The 15,971-nt window shown below is 62.6% G+C and carries 15 protein-coding genes and 1 pseudogene; 12 read left to right on the forward strand and 4 right to left on the reverse strand.

Annotated elements, in window-relative coordinates:
- The first annotated feature begins 67 nt into the window (after positions 1–67).
- Positions 68–4,741 carry a hypothetical protein gene (locus ACNFBR_RS01780; RefSeq protein WP_416733432.1) on the forward strand — a complete coding sequence of 1,558 codons (4,674 nt, stop codon included), beginning with the start codon at positions 68–70 and terminating at the stop codon, positions 4,739–4,741.
- Between the two features lie 12 nt (positions 4,742–4,753).
- Here ACNFBR_RS01780 and ACNFBR_RS01785 read toward each other — a convergent pair whose 3' ends face one another.
- Positions 4,754–5,029: a polyhydroxyalkanoic acid system family protein gene (locus ACNFBR_RS01785; protein ID WP_060509752.1), complete on the reverse strand. Its 276-nt coding sequence runs from the start codon at positions 5,027–5,029 to the stop codon at positions 4,754–4,756.
- Positions 5,030–5,153: 124 nt separating this feature from the next.
- Here ACNFBR_RS01785 and ubiE point away from each other — a divergent pair, with 124 nt between their 5' ends.
- The 11 genes and pseudogenes from ubiE (at position 5,154) to ACNFBR_RS01840 (ending at position 13,169) form a co-directional block, all read left to right on the forward strand.
- Positions 5,154–5,924, forward strand: a complete 771-nt coding sequence (gene ubiE / locus ACNFBR_RS01790) for a bifunctional demethylmenaquinone methyltransferase/2-methoxy-6-polyprenyl-1,4-benzoquinol methylase UbiE (protein ID WP_346645069.1) — start codon at positions 5,154–5,156, stop codon at positions 5,922–5,924.
- The gene (locus ACNFBR_RS01795; protein WP_416733433.1) at positions 5,924–6,547 is read left to right on the forward strand and encodes a ubiquinone biosynthesis accessory factor UbiJ; all 624 of its coding nucleotides are present in this window, start codon (positions 5,924–5,926) and stop codon (positions 6,545–6,547) included. Before ubiE ends, ACNFBR_RS01795 begins: the two co-directional genes overlap by 1 nt.
- Positions 6,544–8,166 carry a ubiquinone biosynthesis regulatory protein kinase UbiB gene (ubiB, locus tag ACNFBR_RS01800; RefSeq protein WP_416733434.1) on the forward strand — a complete coding sequence of 541 codons (1,623 nt, stop codon included), beginning with the start codon at positions 6,544–6,546 and terminating at the stop codon, positions 8,164–8,166. The genes ACNFBR_RS01795 and ubiB overlap by 4 nt, the downstream gene beginning before the upstream one ends.
- Positions 8,167–8,238: 72 nt before the next feature.
- Positions 8,239–8,631, forward strand: coding sequence for a phosphoribosyl-AMP cyclohydrolase (gene hisI / locus ACNFBR_RS01805; RefSeq protein ID WP_416733435.1), 393 nt, complete (start codon positions 8,239–8,241; stop codon positions 8,629–8,631).
- A 1-nt stretch (position 8,632) separates the two neighbouring features.
- The gene (locus tag ACNFBR_RS01810; protein WP_416733436.1) at positions 8,633–8,968 is read left to right on the forward strand and encodes a phosphoribosyl-ATP diphosphatase; all 336 of its coding nucleotides are present in this window, start codon (positions 8,633–8,635) and stop codon (positions 8,966–8,968) included.
- 25 nt (positions 8,969–8,993) lie between these two features.
- On the forward strand, positions 8,994–9,281 hold the full coding sequence (locus tag ACNFBR_RS01815) for a twin-arginine translocase TatA/TatE family subunit (RefSeq protein ID WP_416733437.1): 288 nt from the start codon (positions 8,994–8,996) through the stop codon (positions 9,279–9,281).
- A gap of 3 nt (positions 9,282–9,284) precedes the next feature.
- On the forward strand, positions 9,285–9,662 hold the full coding sequence (gene tatB / locus ACNFBR_RS01820) for a Sec-independent protein translocase protein TatB (protein WP_416733438.1): 378 nt from the start codon (positions 9,285–9,287) through the stop codon (positions 9,660–9,662).
- The gene (gene tatC, locus ACNFBR_RS01825; RefSeq protein WP_416733439.1) at positions 9,659–10,447 is read left to right on the forward strand and encodes a twin-arginine translocase subunit TatC; all 789 of its coding nucleotides are present in this window, start codon (positions 9,659–9,661) and stop codon (positions 10,445–10,447) included. Before tatB ends, tatC begins: the two co-directional genes overlap by 4 nt.
- Complete coding sequence (locus ACNFBR_RS01830) at positions 10,444–11,151, forward strand: 16S rRNA (uracil(1498)-N(3))-methyltransferase (protein ID WP_416733440.1); 708 nt, start codon at positions 10,444–10,446, stop codon at positions 11,149–11,151. Before tatC ends, ACNFBR_RS01830 begins: the two co-directional genes overlap by 4 nt.
- Positions 11,152–11,252: 101 nt before the next feature.
- Positions 11,253–12,314 (forward strand): annotated as a pseudogene (locus tag ACNFBR_RS01835) (methyl-accepting chemotaxis protein); the annotation flags it as partial.
- A 141-nt stretch (positions 12,315–12,455) separates the two neighbouring features.
- Positions 12,456–13,169, forward strand: a complete 714-nt coding sequence (locus ACNFBR_RS01840) for a methyl-accepting chemotaxis protein (RefSeq protein ID WP_416733608.1) — start codon at positions 12,456–12,458, stop codon at positions 13,167–13,169.
- Positions 13,170–13,340: 171 nt separating this feature from the next.
- On the opposite strand, the gene ACNFBR_RS01845 is transcribed toward ACNFBR_RS01840, so the two are convergent.
- From ACNFBR_RS01845 to ACNFBR_RS01855, 3 genes are all read right to left on the reverse strand, one after another.
- Positions 13,341–14,075: an amino acid ABC transporter ATP-binding protein gene (locus tag ACNFBR_RS01845; RefSeq protein ID WP_416733609.1), complete on the reverse strand. Its 735-nt coding sequence runs from the start codon at positions 14,073–14,075 to the stop codon at positions 13,341–13,343.
- Entirely contained in the window at positions 14,068–15,030 is a 963-nt protein-coding gene (locus ACNFBR_RS01850) for an amino acid ABC transporter permease (RefSeq protein WP_416733441.1), read from the reverse strand. Before ACNFBR_RS01850 ends, ACNFBR_RS01845 begins: the two co-directional genes overlap by 8 nt.
- Positions 15,031–15,109: 79 nt before the next feature.
- A complete protein-coding gene (locus tag ACNFBR_RS01855; protein ID WP_025752328.1) occupies positions 15,110–15,907 on the reverse strand; it encodes a transporter substrate-binding domain-containing protein in 798 nt (265 codons plus the stop codon).
- Positions 15,908–15,971 lie beyond the last annotated feature (64 nt).

Here is a 15,971-nt window from a genome sequence, read left to right on the forward strand (position 1 = left end):
TTATCTACCGCAGTTGCTCCGGGCAGGCGTCTCAGCATTCGTCTCCCATTGACCGGAGCCTCATGCCATGCCCCAATCACCGCCGCCGACATCCCTGTCGTTCAAGCAACTGGTCGCGACGCAGTTCGCCAACCGCCCGAGCCTGCGCGAAGTCGTGGCCACTGCGGGTTTCGACGCACTCGCAGCACGCTACCCATGGACCCGCAAGAACCACCCACAACTGCAATCCATCGAGGGCTTGCGCGTCCTGCATGACCAGGATGAAGCACCCTCGACACAGCCAGACAGCCTGGTCGATACGTTGCTCGAGCATTTCCTTAGCGGTCAACCCATGGCGCTCAAGCCCACCGACCAGCTCAGCCTGAACCCACCCGCCATCTTTCGCCCCCAGCCTGTTACGCCGACCATCGATATTCGTATGGCCGATCTGAACACGGCCTACGACGAGATGCTGGCGACCCTTTCCGAGACCTTTCAGCAGGCACAGATCAGCTTCTGGAACGGCCGCGACGGCGACTCGGACGTCACCCGCCTGCAGTGGATGCAGCAGGTTATCAAGGCCGCACTACTCGACACGCTCGAACGCCAAGGCCTGGACAGCGATCAGAAGGCCGTGCTGTACGCCTTGCTCGCGCAAACCCATACAACCGCAACAGTCCACGCTTTGCAGGTTTCACTTGGCAGCCCCGGCAGCCGGGTGCACGAGGTATTACCGGACCTGCTCATCACTGCCCCAGAAGATGCTCGCGAACGGGTCCTGTGGTGCAAGCCCTCTGGCACCGTACGCGGCTTCAACGGGCTCGACGCGTTCGCCGCTGCCCTGCGCGAGGAGCTTTCCGAGCACCACGCATTCGACACGATGTCCTGGGCCTGCACGGCCTTGAGCGAAGACCCGTTCGGCTATCAGGCCCGGCAATTGCTCAACGGCCTGTTGCAAAACATCGACCAGGTGCAACTTGGCGCTATCGAACACGTGGGTGATCTGGAGGCTGTGTTCAGCAAGCTGAGCGATCCCTCATCGGTATTCCCGACGTGCTTCCACCTCGTGCAATCGACACCCGCGATCACGCTGCCTGACTGGCTCGAGAAAGCCACGGCGACTGACCGCTTCCAGTACCACATGGCGCTGCTGGAGCTGTCGGCAGGGCAAATGCTGACACAGGGTGAAACCTCCCTGGACGGCATGGAAGACTTGCAGCACTACACGGTTCGCCGCCTGCGCGAGCGAATGCGCGATGATCACCCGAACCAGCCGCCGTGCGACCCTGACCAGGTGCAGATCACGGTTTCACAAGTCGTGCAGGTGTCCTCCGTGGGGCCAGCAAAGCTTGAGTACCTGAAAACCATCAGCCTGACCGAACTGGCCATCTCACGCCTGCCATTGGGTAGCGACCAGGTGGCCTCGGCGATTCGATTTGCCGGGCAACAACCGCCAGCCAGTTGGATGGACCTTGACTACGTCGATGCACTGATCACTGCCGTAGACGTCGGTGGCCAGTATCCGCAGTTCGTCCACGATCAATTGCAGAGCGGTACTGACACCGACAAGCGGCGCCAGCGCTTTGCCGAAGAATGGCGTGCAGCCCTGCTGCTGGACGCACTACAGGCCAAGATCGCGGGGCGTTTGAGCGAACGCACCTGGCAGGCCGTCGCGGATTTTTGCCGCCGTAAAGCCCACGCCAGCACATCGCTAAGGCTGGGGCCATTGTCCTTCAACAGCGTGCCGGGTGGCCCAAAGGCCAACCAGGTGCATGCCATGTTTGTCATCGAGGTACCCTCCACCGGGGCCTGGCTACTCTATCGGCCCCTGTATGCCACGCAGGCCATCAGGCAGTTCGACAGTTCCAGCCAATTGATGACAAGCATCCGCACCGACCAAGCCCTGCAGCAGGAAGTCCTTGCCTGGCTGGATGACGACGCCCGCACCATTTATGCCGACGGTGGCTTCGACCACCCCCACCTGCATCCCGGCCTCACTGAACTGGCGCACCTGCTGGGGCCAGGCCCCGGGTTGGCCGCTGATGCCATCGAGCGCCTGAGGGCGCCTGCCACCTTGGCCTTCACGCCATGGTCTGAAGATCTGGACAGTTCGATGTACCAGGCCAGGGCGAGCGTGCTCTTGTTACTGGCCTCGCGGCAGAGCGTCTCCAATGCCCAGCAGCGCTGGGCGCTGGTCGTGCGGTTCGCATGGCTGGCGTTCAACACCGTCACGCCACTGCTACGTGGGCCGGCAGGTCTTCTGGCCTGGTTGGTGACAGCCCTACTCAGCATCAAGGATGACCTGACGGCCTTGACCCAGGGCAGCCCCGAAGAAAAGGCGCTCGCCGGTGCCGACATCCTGCTGAACCTGGCCATGCTGCTGGCCCACGGCCCCAGCACTGCCACCCCCGAACCACAACTGACATCTGAGCCCGAACCGCGTCGTGGTTCCAGCGCAATGGCTCAGCAGCCACCAGAACGAAAAGCCTGGCAGGCCCCTGCCAACGTCAGCCAATGGGGCAACGACCAGCGGCTCGGCAACCTGCCCCGTGAAGCCCGTGCGGCTCTCGACACCTTGCGCGCCAAGGTCAGCCTGAACGGGCAGAGTGCGCAGGCCAGCGGCCGTATGCGAGGGTTGTACAAGGTTGCCGACCGCTACTTCGTGAAACTGCAGGATGTTGCCTATGAGGTCGAAGAGAGCTGGAGTGGCATGCGCATCATCGGACCAGAGGTCAGCCAAAGCGAATGGTCACAGACTTGGGGTGCCGAGCCTGACGGCTACTACATTGTCGGCCGCGAGCGCAGCCGCGGCCCTTGGGTGACGCGCTGGAACGGCGAATGGATGCTCGACCTGCACCTACCGGGCGGCATGCCGAAAACGGCCAAGGCGCTGATAGACGAGAAGCGAGCAACCTTCAAGAACATGCTGGAAAGCCGGGTGCTCAATGACAAGAAACTCACCAGCACAGAAGCGTTCATCGAAGGTTACCTGGAACGGGTAAAACCCTATGACCAGGCACTCCTGGCCTTCGAGAAGTCCCTGATCGATCACCCCGGCGTCGTCTACGAAGACTTGCCAGAGGAACTGAAGCTGCAGCGGCAAGCACTGCGGGCCCTACGCAACGAGGCAAGGGCGAACTTTGATATGTTGGCACTCAGTTACGAAAAGCAGGCCTGTTTGATCAGGGAGCAAACGCAGTTGTTCGCCAGCCTGAGCGACCCCAAATACGCCAGGCTCGACCCCAAGGCCGGCGCCTCGTTTGCCCGTGGGCAGTGGTGGGAACAGTTGCTCTTTTCCGACCTGCAGCAAGTCCGCCGCCTGCTCGACATGAATGACTACGAAACGCTCAAGAGCCAGTCTCGCAGGCTGGTGCAACTGCCTTTCGACCGGGAGCAGGCACAACTGTACCTGGAGTACAGCAAGAACATCGAAGCAGCACTGGCTGTCCATCGACGCCTCTTCAAAGTCAGCCAGCGCCTTGACCAGAACCTGAGTGAGGCACTGGCGGATGGGCAGATCCAGTTCCCAGGCAAGCGCAAGAAGCTCGATACCATCATCAACAAACGGCAGTATTCGACGCTGATCACCCGCGCCCAGATTCTGAGCGACCTGTATCAGTTGATCGTTAAGCGGGACCTGCTCACCGCAGAGGATTTCGAAAGCATCCAGCTTGCGCAGAAAACCCTGCGCGGCAAGCGCCTGCACGAAGCGCTGCTGAGCCATGACAGCCTGGCTGCAGCCCACCTTGAACCCGAAGAGCAGAAAGCGCCGCTGGAGAGCGCGCTGCGTGAATACAAACTGTCACTGGGCAATGCCGAGTATCTGCTTTCGCGCAACCTCTCGGCGGTGGACAGCGGCAAGCTCAGCGAATACATCGCGGAGCTGAACGCACTGATAAGCCTGACCGAGCATGACCTTGCCTGCATTTCGGCTGCGGCCGACACGCAGCATGCAGAACCCGAACACCCTCTGACCCATAAGGTACGCCCCGTGAGGCGCAAGGTGATCCACACGGCCCAGGGCAGGTCCCTGGTTGTCGAGGAGGCTGAAGAAGGCAGCGAAACCGTGCAGGTCGACCCGTTGACCGAACAAACGGTAGCCCGCTATCAGCAGCAAGGGGATCACTGGGAAGCGGTGCCACACCGGGAGCCAGCCCCGGACTACGCGCGGCTACGCCGTACCGGCAATGACCTCATGGCCGAGAAAAACGCCAGGATCAGCCACGCCGCCCGCCACCTGGACGGCCCCAACAGCCTGGCGGACCTGCTTGATTTCTACATTCAGGACATGGCGGACATCGCAGCGCAGCTGCAGGCAGGCCCAGGCCAAGGGCATTCACTGGCCAGCCGGCTGGAGCAGGTGATTGCCGAGGTACAGGCTGAAAAACAGCGCCTCCTGACCACGGCCTACCTTGGCACCCAGCACCCGGACAGCAAAGCCTTGCGCTACCTGCTGGAAGCGGGCGAGATCGAGGTGACACTGGCCAGAAGCCGCAAGAAGCTCAAGGCCAATGATTTTCTGGATGTGTATGACGTTTATCGCCTGCAACCCAGGCAGAAGCTCTGGGAAGCGCATTTCCACTACACCAGTGCCAGTACCAACGCCCGCCGCTTTGCCAAAGGCCATTTGAAGTTCGCGGACGCCATGAGCCGTGACGAGCGCTTGCAACGCGCACTGGCGCCGGCAGAGCGATATGACATCTACCGGGGTGACCTGCGCCTCGAACAGATCGAGGACCTTATCCCGTTCCCCGACAACTGAAAACCGCGGGCGTCAGGCCAGCGCCTTGTCCAGCGCCCGCTCGATTTCACCCTTGATGGTGCCGCTCATCATCGACAGCATCATGCCCAGCTTCAGCTCCACGCGGATGCTGTCGTCAAAGATGTGCACGCTGCCATTGGCGCCGCTGCGGGCCACATCGACCCGGTCACCGTTCCAGGTGGCCTTGAGGTCATATTCGCGGCTGAGCTTGTCGACCAGCGCTTCGGCCTTGGCGCGGGCGGCATCGCGGCCGAGGGAGTGTTTGCGTTCGACGCTGATCTGGGTCATGCGGGCATTCCTGAAGATGTAGACATAATGGCCATTATGCCCGCCCCTGCCCACTGGCACACCCCGCCAAGACAAATCCGCCCGTTCGCCCTAGAATGGCGGTAATTTTTTCCGGTGAAGCGATATGAACGACCAGCGCAAAGGCGACCACGCCGAACCCACCACCCATTTCGGCTACCAGGACGTGCCTGAAAGCCAGAAGGCGAAGAAAGTCGCCGAAGTGTTCCACTCCGTCGCCGCCAAGTACGACCTGATGAACGACGTGCTGTCTGGCGGCATGCACCGCCTGTGGAAGCGCTTCACCATCGAGCTGTCGGGCGTGCGCAGCGGCAACCGCGTGCTGGATATCGCCGGCGGTACCGGTGACCTGGCGGCCAAGTTCTCGCGCCTTGTTGGCCCGACCGGGCAGGTGGTGCTGGCCGATATCAACGATTCGATGCTCAAGGTTGGCCGTGATCGCCTGCTTGACCGTGGTGTGGCCGGCAACATCGAGTTCGTCCAGGCCGACGCTGAAAAGCTGCCGTTCCCGGACAACCACTTCGACTGCGTGACCATCGCCTTCGGCCTGCGCAACGTCACCCACAAGGACGAAGCCATCCGTTCGATGCTGCGCGTGCTCAAGCCCGGTGGCCGCCTGTTGATCCTGGAGTTCTCCAAGCCGACCAACAAGCTGATGTCCAAGGCCTACGACGCCTACTCGTTCGCCTTCATGCCGCTGGCCGGCAAGCTGATCACCAACGATTCGGAAAGCTACCGTTACCTCGCCGAGTCGATCCGCATGCACCCTGACCAGGAAACCCTGAAGAGCATGATGGTCGAGGCCGGTTTCGACCGCGTCACCTACCACAACATGACCAGCGGCATCGTTGCCGTGCACCGGGGAATCAAGCCCTGATGCTGCTGGCCGGGTTGCTCGCCAGCGTCGAACATGGCCTGAACCGCGTCCTGCGCATGGACAGCACGGCACTGCCGCGGCTGGCCGCGCTGGAAGGCAAGGTCATCGAGATCGACTGCCGCCAACCGGCCCTGCAGGTGTTCATCCTGCCCGATGAAGAGGGCCTGATGCTCGCCGCGCACTGGCAGGGCGAAGTCGACTGCAGCCTGCGCGCGCCGGCCGGTAGCCTGGCGCAACTGGCCCTGGCCAAGGACAAGACCGCCGTATTGCATAGCCCGCAGGTCGAGTTGCATGGCGACAGCGCCGTGCTGCTCGACCTGTTCGGCGTGCTGCAAGACCTGGAGCTGGACTGGGAGCACGAGCTGCAACGCTGGCTTGGCCCAGTCGCCACGGCCCTGCTGGCCGGCCATATTCGTCTGCGTGCTCGCTGGACCCGTCAGGGCCTGGCGCGCTTCAGCCAGAACCTGTCCGAGTACCTGGCCGAAGAGTCTCGCACCCTGGTCGGCAAGCGCGAAGCCGAAGCCGCCTTCAGCGAGCTCGATGCCCTGAAGCTCGATACAGAACGCCTCGAGGCGCGCCTCAAGCGCCTCTCCCGATCCCTTGATACCAGCGATAACGCATGAAGCTGCTCGCCGTCCGCCGTCTTTTTCGCATCCAGCGTGTGGTGATCCGCTACCGTCTCGATGACCTGCTGTTCGAACAACCACTGCTGCCCTGGTGGCTGGCCAGCTTGCGCCTGTTGATGCCGTGGCGCTGGCTGCCACGCAAACCCAGCGAACTCAGCCGTGGCGCGCGCTTGCGCCTGGCGCTGCAGGACCTGGGGCCGATCTTCATCAAGTTCGGCCAGTTGCTGTCCACCCGCCGCGACCTACTGCCCACCGATATCGCCGACGAGCTGATGCTGTTGCAGGACCGCGTACCACCGTTCGACCCGCAAAAAGCCGTAGCGTTGATCGAAGAACAGCTCGGTGCCAAGGTCGGCGAAGTGTTCAGCCGTTTCGACGTCGAGCCACTGGCTTCGGCCTCGGTAGCCCAAGTACATGCCGCACGCCTCAAAACCGGCGAAGAAGTGGTGGTCAAGGTGGTGCGCCCGGGCTTGAAACCGGTCATCGCCCAGGACCTGGCCTGGCTGTTCCTGATTGCCAAGGCCGCCGAACGCGCCTCCGCCGATGCCCGTCGTCTGCACCCGGTGGAAATCGTCGGCGACTACGAAAAAACCATCTACGACGAACTCGACCTGCTGCGCGAGGCGGCCAACGCCAGCCAGTTGCGCCGCAATTTCGAAGGTTCCGAGCTGATGTACGTGCCCCAGGTGTACTGGGACCTGTGCCGCCCCAAGGTGCTGGTGATGGAGCGCATCTACGGCGTGCCGGTGACCGACATGGCCACCTTGGCCGACCAGCGCACCGACATGAAGCTGCTGGCCGAGCGTGGCGTTGAGGTGTTCTTCACCCAAGTGTTCCGCGACAGCTTCTTCCATGCCGACATGCACCCCGGCAACATTTTCGTCAGCACGGTAAAACCGTGGAGCCCGCAGTACATTGCCATCGACTGCGGCATCGTCGGCAGCCTGACCGCCGAGGACCAGGACTACCTGGCGCGCAACCTGATCGCCTTCTTCAAGCGTGACTACCGCCGCGTCGCCCAGTTGCACATCGACTCGGGCTGGGTGCCGGCGCACACCAAAGTCAACGAATTCGAAGCGGCAATCCGCACCGTGTGCGAGCCGATCTTCGAAAAACCGTTAAAGGATATTTCCTTCGGCCAGGTGCTGATGCGCCTGTTCCAGACTGCCCGGCGCTTCAACATGGAAGTGCAGCCGCAGTTGGTGCTGCTGCAAAAGACCCTGCTCAATATCGAGGGCCTGGGCCGCCAGCTGTACCCTGACCTGGACCTGTGGAGCACCGCCAAGCCCTACCTGGAACGCTGGATGCGCGACCGCTACAGCCCCAAGGCCGTGCTCGGCAATATTCATGGCCAGGTCGAGCAGTTGCCGCACCTGGCCAACATGGCCCGCGACCTGCTTGAACGCCTGTCGCAACCGCACCTGAACGATCCGCAACTGCCGGAACGCCGTCGCCAGGGCGACCGCTGGGCGCTGCGCCTGCTGGGTGCCGGCCTGCTCGGTGGTGGCGCAGTATTGGCCGCGGGTGCCGCCGAGGCCGCCAGCCTGGCCGCCCCTGCCGCCTGGCCGGCCTGGCTGATGCTGGCCGCTGGCCTTTACCTGATCGTGCGCCAATAGCCAGCCGCGCCTGCGGCTGGCACACTAGCGCAAAGGGCCCGGTACAGGAGCGGGCCTGCCTTGGAGTCGACGATGAAAGACTGGCTGGACGAGATCAAGTGGAACAGCGATGGCCTGGTACCGGCGATCGCCCAGGACCACAAGACCGGACGCGTACTGATGATGGCCTGGATGAACCGTGAATCGCTGGCCCTGACCGCCACCGAGCAACGTGCCATCTACTGGTCGCGTTCGCGTGGCAAGTTGTGGCGCAAAGGCGAGGAATCCGGGCACGTGCAGAAGCTGCATGAGCTGCGCCTGGACTGCGACGCCGACGTGATCATCCTGATGGTCGAGCAACTGGGCCATATCGCCTGCCATACCGGCCGTGAAAGCTGCTTCTACCGTGTGTATGAAGACGGCCAGTGGAAAATCGTCGATCCGGTCCTCAAGGACCCGGATGCCATCTACAGGGCAGGACACTGACATGAGCGACACCCTCAACCGCCTGGCCGAAGTGCTTGAAGAACGCAAGCAAGCAGCGCCTGACAGCTCCTACGTGGCCAGCCTGTACCACAAGGGCCTGAACAAGATCCTCGAAAAGCTCGGCGAAGAGTCGGTCGAAACGATCATTGCCGCCAAGGATGCCGAGCACAGCAAGGATTACAGCGATGTCATCTACGAAACCGCCGACCTGTGGTTTCATAGCCTGGTGATGCTCAGCGCGCTGGGCCAGCACCCCCAAGCCGTGCTCGATGAGCTGGAGCGCCGTTTCGGGCTTTCCGGGCACGATGAAAAGGCCGCGCGTCAGCCCTCGGCTTGAGCACAAAGCATTCTAGGAGAGCACCATGGGTATTTTTGACTGGAAACACTGGATCGTCCTGCTGGTCGTCGTGGTACTGGTGTTCGGCACCAAGAAGCTGAAAAACTTCGGCAGCGACCTGGGCGAGTCGATCAAGGGCTTCCGCAAGGCCATGAACGACGAAGAGAACAAGCCGGCCGAGCAAACGCCGCCGCCTGCCCAGCCCGTGCCGCCGGTGCAGGCGCCTCACCAGCAGAGCAGCGCGCAGCCGCAGCAAGGCCACACCATCGAAGGCCAGGCCCAACCGGTCCAAGAGCCGCAGCGGAAAGACTGACCCATGTTCGGCATCAGTTTCAGCGAGCTGCTGCTCGTAGGCCTGGTCGCCCTGCTGGTGCTCGGCCCCGAGCGCCTGCCAGGTGCCGCACGCACGGCAGGCCTGTGGATCGGCCGGCTCAAGCGCAGCTTCAACAGCATCAAGATGGAAGTGGAGCGCGAGATCGGCGCTGACGACATCCGTCGCCAGTTGCACAACGAGCACATCCTGCAAATGGAAGAGGAAGCCAAGCGCATCCTCAACCCGCTGACGCCACCCGCGCAGCCGCCGGTTACCACGGCCAGCGTGCAGCCACCTGCCGGGCTCGAAGCCAGGCCAGGCGAAGCACCTGCCACCCCGGCCGCCCCCTCTGAACCGCCTCAACCGCCGCGAGCCCCATGAGCGAGAATCCGGAACACGACCAGCCGATGCCGCTGGTTTCGCACCTGACCGAACTGCGCACCCGCCTGCTGCGCTGCGTTGCCGTCATTTTCCTGATCTTTGCCGGGCTGTTCTCCTTTGCCCAGCAGATCTACACCCTGGTCTCGGCGCCGCTGCGCGATCATTTGCCGGCCAACGCGACGATGATCGCCACCGATGTGGCCTCGCCGTTCCTCACGCCGTTCAAGCTGACCATGATCGTGTCGCTGTTCCTGGCCATCCCGTTCATCCTCCAACAGATCTGGGGCTTTATCGCGCCTGGGCTGTATCGCCATGAAAAGCGCATTGCCATTCCACTGCTGGTGTCGAGCATCCTGTTGTTCTACGCCGGTATGGCCTTTGCCTATTTCCTGGTGTTCCCGCTGATGTTCAAGTTCTTTGCCGCCGCCACCCCGGCAGGCGTGGCAATGATGACCGACATCGCCAACTACCTCGACTTCGTGATGACGCTGTTCTTCGCCTTTGGCGTCGCCTTCGAAATCCCGGTGGCGGTGGTGTTGCTGGTGTGGATCGGCGTGGTCGACGTGAAGTACCTGAAAAAGATCCGTCCCTACGTGATCATCGGCTGCTTCGTGGTCGGCATGGTCCTGACACCGCCGGACATCTTCTCCCAGACCTTGCTGGCCGTGCCCATGTGGCTGCTGTTCGAGGTGGGTGTGCTGTGCGGCAGCCTGATCCGCAGGCGCAGCGCCCACGACGAAACCGCCGACGACCATAACGACCAGCCACCAGCGACCCAACCGTGAATCTGTTGCTTCTAGAAGAGGCCGACTTCGTCTCGGCCGACCGCGTCGTTCTCGCTGATCGGCGCTTCACCCACATGCAGGAAATCCACCGCGTGGCGGTGGGCGATAACCTGCGCGTGGGCCGTATCAACGGCCTGATGGGCAAGGCCACGGTGCTGCGCCTGGAAAAGCACGAAGCCGAACTTGAAGTGGCCTTCGACCAGCCGCCGCCGGCCAAGCTGCCGTTGACCCTGATACTGGCAGTGCCGCGGCCGAAAATGCTGCGCCGGTTGTTTCAGACCGTGGCCACCCTCGGCGTGTCGCGGCTGATCCTGGTGAACAGCTACAAAGTCGAGAAAAGCTTCTGGCAAACGCCTTTCCTGCAGCCCGACAGCATTCGCGAGAACCTGATCCTGGGCCTTGAGCAGGCACGCGACACCGTGCTGCCGGAAGTCATCATCGAAAAGCGCTTCAAGCCCTTTGTCGAAGACCGTCTGCCCGCCATCGCCGCCGGCACCCTCGGCCTGGCCGGCCACCCCGGCCCCTACCCCGCCTGCCCCCGCGCCGTCGAGCAAGACGTGACACTGGCCATCGGCCCCGAAGGCGGCTGGATCCCCTACGAAGTCGAGCTGCTGGGCAAGGCTGGCCTGGCGCCGGTGCAACTGGGTGATCGCATCTTGCGGGTAGAGACTGCCGTCACCGCGCTGCTTTCGCGTATTTTCTGACGCAAACGCCACTTTTCCGCCCATCAAGTTTCCCTCTCCCTGGCCGATGGCCTTGGCAATACAACAACTATTTGTACTGCCAAGTCGCCAGGGAGTCGTACATGTATCAATGGTTAGCCCAATCGCTGGGCAATGTGAGCGTCAACCGCAAACTGGGGCTGGGCTTCGGCCTGGTACTGCTGCTGACCCTGGCCATCACCCTGACCGGTTGGCACGGCCTGGACAGCATCATCGAGCGTGGTGACAAGCTGGGAAACATCTCGGTTATCCAGCAGTACACCCAGGACCTGCGCATTGCCCGCCAGCATTACGAGCGCCGCAGTGACGAAGCATCGGTAGCAGAGCTGGAAAAAGCCCTGGGCAACCTCGACCGCCAGGTACAGCTGATGCTCGGGCAGATCGATCAGCCCGCCGACCACCAGCGCCTGGAGCAGCAACGCGAGGCCGTACGCGCCTACCAGCAGGCATTCAATGAGCTGAAGCAGGCCGGCCAGCGCCGCGAGGCCAGCCGCGGCGTGCTGGGCGACAGCGCCGACAAGGCAGCGGACCTGATTGGCCACGTGCAGCGCGGCTTGCTGCAAGGCGGCGATATCACCCAGTACCAGCATGCGGTAGAGGTCAGTGCCCTGCTGCAACAAGCGCGTTTCCAGGTGCGTGGCTACACCTACAGCGGCAATGCCGACTTCCAGCAGACGGCGCTGAAGGCCATCGACCAGGCCCTGGCAGACCTGCGTGCATTGCCGGCCAAAGTACCGGCTGAACATGCTGCCAGCCTGGACGATGCGGCCACCGCCATGGGCGGCTACCGCGATGCGGTCACCCAGTTCGGCAATGCCCAGGCAGCCAGTGAGCAAGCCCTGCAACGCATGGCTGAACAAGGCACCCTGCTGCTGCAGACCAGCCAGGCAATGACCACCTCACAAACCGCCGTGCGTGACGACAGCGCGGCCCAGGCCAAGACTTTGCTCGCCGTTGCCACCGCACTGGCCCTGGCCCTTGGCCTGCTCGCAGCCTGGGCCATCACCCGGCAGATCATCATCCCGCTGCGCCACACCCTGCGCGCCGCCGAGCGCGTGGCCAATGGCGACCTGACGCAGAATCTGCCGGTACAGCGCCGCGACGAACTGGGTCAGTTGCAGGCCAGCATGCAGCGCATGACCCAGGGCCTGCGCGAGCTTATCGGCGGTATCGGCGACGGCGTCACACAGATCGCCAGCGCTGCCGAGCAGTTGTCGGCCGTCACCGAGCAGACCAGTGCCGGGGTCAACAACCAGAAGGTCGAAACCGACCAGGTGGCGACTGCCATGAACCAGATGACAGCCACCGTGCACGAAGTGGCACGCAATGCCGAGCAGGCCTCAGAAGCCGCCTTGATGGCCGACCAGCAGGCCCGCGAAGGCGACCGCGTGGTGGGCGAGGCGGTGGCGCAGATCGAGCGCCTGGCCGGCGAAGTGGTCAATTCCAGCGAAGCGATGAACCAGCTCAAGGCCGAAAGCGACAAGATCGGCAGCGTGCTCGATGTGATCAAGTCAGTGGCCCAGCAAACCAACCTGCTGGCCCTCAACGCAGCGATCGAAGCTGCCCGCGCCGGTGAGGCCGGGCGTGGCTTTGCCGTGGTGGCCGACGAAGTGCGCAGCCTGGCCCAACGCACCCAGCAGTCGACCGAAGAGATCGAAGAGCTGATTGCCGGCCTGCAAAGCGGCACCCAACGGGTGGCCAGCGTGATGGACAACAGCCGCCAGCTGACCGACAGCAGCGTCGAGCTCACCCGCCGCGCCGGCAGTTCGCTGGAAACCATCACCCGCACCGTGTCGTCGATTCAGGCGATGAACCAGCAGATTGCCACGGCGGCAGAGGAACAGACGGCCGTGGCCGAGGAGATCAACCGCAGCGTGATGAATGTGCGGGATATTTCTGATCAGACTTCGGCGGCCAGTGAAGAGACCGCCAGTTCCAGCGTGGAGCTGGCGCGGCTGGGCACCCACCTGCAGGGGTTGGTGGGACGGTTCAAGCTTTAAGCGGCTTTTTGGGCTAGAGCAGGCCAACTGCCGGACCTCTTGTAGGAGCAGCCTTGTGCTGCGAAGAGGCCGGCAGGGCTAAAGATCATCTTCGCCTGCAATGGCCTCTTCGCAGCACAAGGCTGCTCCTACACGCTCACCGCTCTCCGGAAGGGAGGTGATATCCCTCGCTTACAGCACCTGGCGCAGGAACGCCTGCGCGCGCGGGTCCTTCGGTGCATCGAAGAACGTTTTTGGCGAGGAATCTTCCAGCAGCTTGCCATGATCGAAGAACAGCACACGGTCGGCCACTTCACGGGCAAAGCCCATTTCGTGGGTGACGCAAACCATGGTCATGCCTTCCTGGGCCAGGGTCTTCATCACGTCCAGCACCTCGCCGACCATTTCCGGGTCCAGCGCCGAGGTCGGTTCGTCGAACAGCATCACTTTCGGGTCCATCGCCAGGGCACGGGCAATCGCTACCCGTTGCTGCTGGCCGCCAGAAAGCCGTGACGGGAACTCGTTGGCCTTCTGCGCAATACCGACCTTTTCCAGCAGCGCCCGGGCCTTGGCCTCGCGGTCAGCCTTGTTGCGCTTGCGCACGACCTTCTGCGCCAGGCACAGGTTTTCCAGCACGGTCATGTGCGGGAACAGGTTGAAGTGCTGGAACACCATGCCGACTTCGCGGCGGTAGGCGTTGATATCGGTCTTCGGGTCCGCCAGTTGCAGGCCGTCGATGGCCACATGGCCTTGGTCGAAATGCTCAAGGCCATTGAGGCAGCGCAGGAAGGTCGATTTACCCGAACCCGATGGGCCGAGCACCACCACCACTTCGCCCTTGGCGACCTGGGTGGTGACGTTATCCACAGCCCGTACCACCTGGCCACGGGTGTCGAAGACTTTCAGCAGGTCACGGACTTCAATCACTTTGCGCAAGCCTCCGCTCGAGCCGGCTGGCAATGTGCGACAGCGGCAGGTTGATCAGCAGGTACAGGCCTGCCACGCAGAACCAGATCTCGAAGGTAGAGAACGAGGTGGTGATGGCCTCGCGGCCACTCTTGGTCAGTTCGGTGATGGCGATCACCGACACCAGCGAAGTGTCCTTGACCAGGCTGATGAACTGGCCAGCCAGCGGTGGCAGCACGCGTTTGAACGCCTGCGGCAAGATGACGTGGCGCATCGACTGGCCGGCATTCAAGCCTAGCGAGCGAGCCGCTTCGTTCTGGCCCTTGGCGATCGACTGCACACCAGCCCGGACGATTTCGGCCACGTAGGCACCGGTGAACAGCGCCAGCGCAGCCACCCCGGCGAACTCGCGGGACAGGTTGAGCACGGTGCCGATGAAGAAGTAGAAGATGAAGATCTGCACCAGCAGCGGCGTGCCGCGCACCAGCTCGACATAAACGGTCGACAGGTCGCGCAGGGTGGGGTTGTTCGACAACCGGCACAAGCCGGCGAACAGGCCGATCACCAGGCCTAGCGCCCCGGACACCACCGAGATCCACAAGGTGGTCCACAGGCCCCAGGCCAGCGGGCCCGCTGCCCAATGCCGGGTTACACCAATCGGGTCGCCTTCGGCGACATCGTCGCCACGGCTCAATTGCAGGCTGTCCTTGGCTACATCGAGCACTTGCTCGGCACCGCTCTCGTCCTTCAGCGTGACGCGGGCGTTATCGCCAGAAATGACGATTTCCTGCACGGTGCCGTAATTGGCAGCGCGCTGAGTTTCCTCGGCCTTGTAGGCGAAGTACTGCGGTACGCGGTTCCAGCGCCACTCGTAGGAAATCATCGAGGTGGCCATGTACAGGCTGAACGCCAGGCCCACCAGGACCAGGGCGGTCAGCCCGTGCCAGGGCCACTGGGCTTTCTTGTGTTTGATCACGTGGGGTACTTCCGTAAATGCGAACGCGCAGGGTTTGCCTGCGCGTCGGGGTCATAAAGCCGGGCTTTTGGCCTGGGCCTTATTCCATTTCCTTCAGCCAGTCCTTGTTCTTGAACCACTTGTCGTGGATACGATCGTAGGTCCCGTCGTGCTTGATCTGGTGCAGGAAGTTGTTGATGAAGTTGATGCTGTCGTAGTCGCCTTTCTTCAGGCCGAAGGCCAGCGGCTCGTAGGTGAAGGGTTCTTCGAGGAACAGCAGCTTGCCGGCGCCGGCTTTCTCCACGGCCACCACGTTGTATGGGGCGTCATAGACGAAGGCGTCGGCCTTGCCGTTGACCACGTCCATCACCGCTTCCTGTTCGTTGTCGTAGCCGTGGTACTTGGCTTTGCCGATCAGCTTCTTGGAAACCATTTCGCCGGTGGTGCCCAGCTTCGACGTCAGGCGGTACTTCTCGTTGTTCAGGTCCTTGTACGACTTGATCTCGCCAGCCAGCTCCTTGCGGATCAGCAGGGTCTGGCCAACCACGATGAAGGGCTCGCTGAAGTTCAGACGCAGGTTGCGTTCCTGGGTCAGGGTCATGCCGCTGCCGATCATGTCGAACTTGTCGGTCAACAGGGCTGGGATGATGCCGTCATAGGCGGTGGACACTGCCTCGAACTTGACGCCCATCGACTTGGCCATGGCTTTGAGGATATCGACTTCGAAGCCGATGATCTCGCCACGCTTGTTGGTCATCTGGAACGGCATGTAGGTGGGGTCCATGCCCACCCGCAGGGTGCCGCGCTTGACCGCGTCATCGATGGCGCCCGCCTGGGCCGCTGTCACGGCGACCAGGGCGGTCACACCGACCAGCAGTCGCGAAAGGTATTTCTTGATCATCACCAAGTCCCCTAGCAAGAAAAGTAGCGAATCTTATTGTGTTGGCACGGCCGTACTGGCC

This window comes from Pseudomonas sp. NY11955 (assembly GCF_048068035.1).
Lineage (GTDB): Bacteria > Pseudomonadota > Gammaproteobacteria > Pseudomonadales > Pseudomonadaceae > Aquipseudomonas.

Excerpts from the sequence above, each read along its gene's own strand:
- tatC (WP_416733439.1), top strand. The coding sequence starts at position 9,659 with ATGAGCGAGAATCCGGAACACGACCAGCCGATGCCGCTGGTTTCGCAC.
- ACNFBR_RS01840 (WP_416733608.1), top strand. The coding sequence starts at position 12,456 with ATGAACCAGATGACAGCCACCGTGCACGAAGTGGCACGCAATGCCGAG.
- ACNFBR_RS01780 (WP_416733432.1), top strand. The coding sequence starts at position 68 with ATGCCCCAATCACCGCCGCCGACATCCCTGTCGTTCAAGCAACTGGTC.
- tatB (WP_416733438.1), top strand. The coding sequence starts at position 9,285 with ATGTTCGGCATCAGTTTCAGCGAGCTGCTGCTCGTAGGCCTGGTCGCC.
- ACNFBR_RS01810 (WP_416733436.1), top strand. The coding sequence starts at position 8,633 with ATGAGCGACACCCTCAACCGCCTGGCCGAAGTGCTTGAAGAACGCAAG.
- ubiB (WP_416733434.1), top strand. The coding sequence starts at position 6,544 with ATGAAGCTGCTCGCCGTCCGCCGTCTTTTTCGCATCCAGCGTGTGGTG.
- ACNFBR_RS01795 (WP_416733433.1), top strand. The coding sequence starts at position 5,924 with ATGCTGCTGGCCGGGTTGCTCGCCAGCGTCGAACATGGCCTGAACCGC.
- hisI (WP_416733435.1), top strand. The coding sequence starts at position 8,239 with ATGAAAGACTGGCTGGACGAGATCAAGTGGAACAGCGATGGCCTGGTA.
- ubiE (WP_346645069.1), top strand. The coding sequence starts at position 5,154 with ATGAACGACCAGCGCAAAGGCGACCACGCCGAACCCACCACCCATTTC.
- ACNFBR_RS01785 (WP_060509752.1), bottom strand. The coding sequence starts at position 5,029 with ATGACCCAGATCAGCGTCGAACGCAAACACTCCCTCGGCCGCGATGCC.
- ACNFBR_RS01815 (WP_416733437.1), top strand. The coding sequence starts at position 8,994 with ATGGGTATTTTTGACTGGAAACACTGGATCGTCCTGCTGGTCGTCGTG.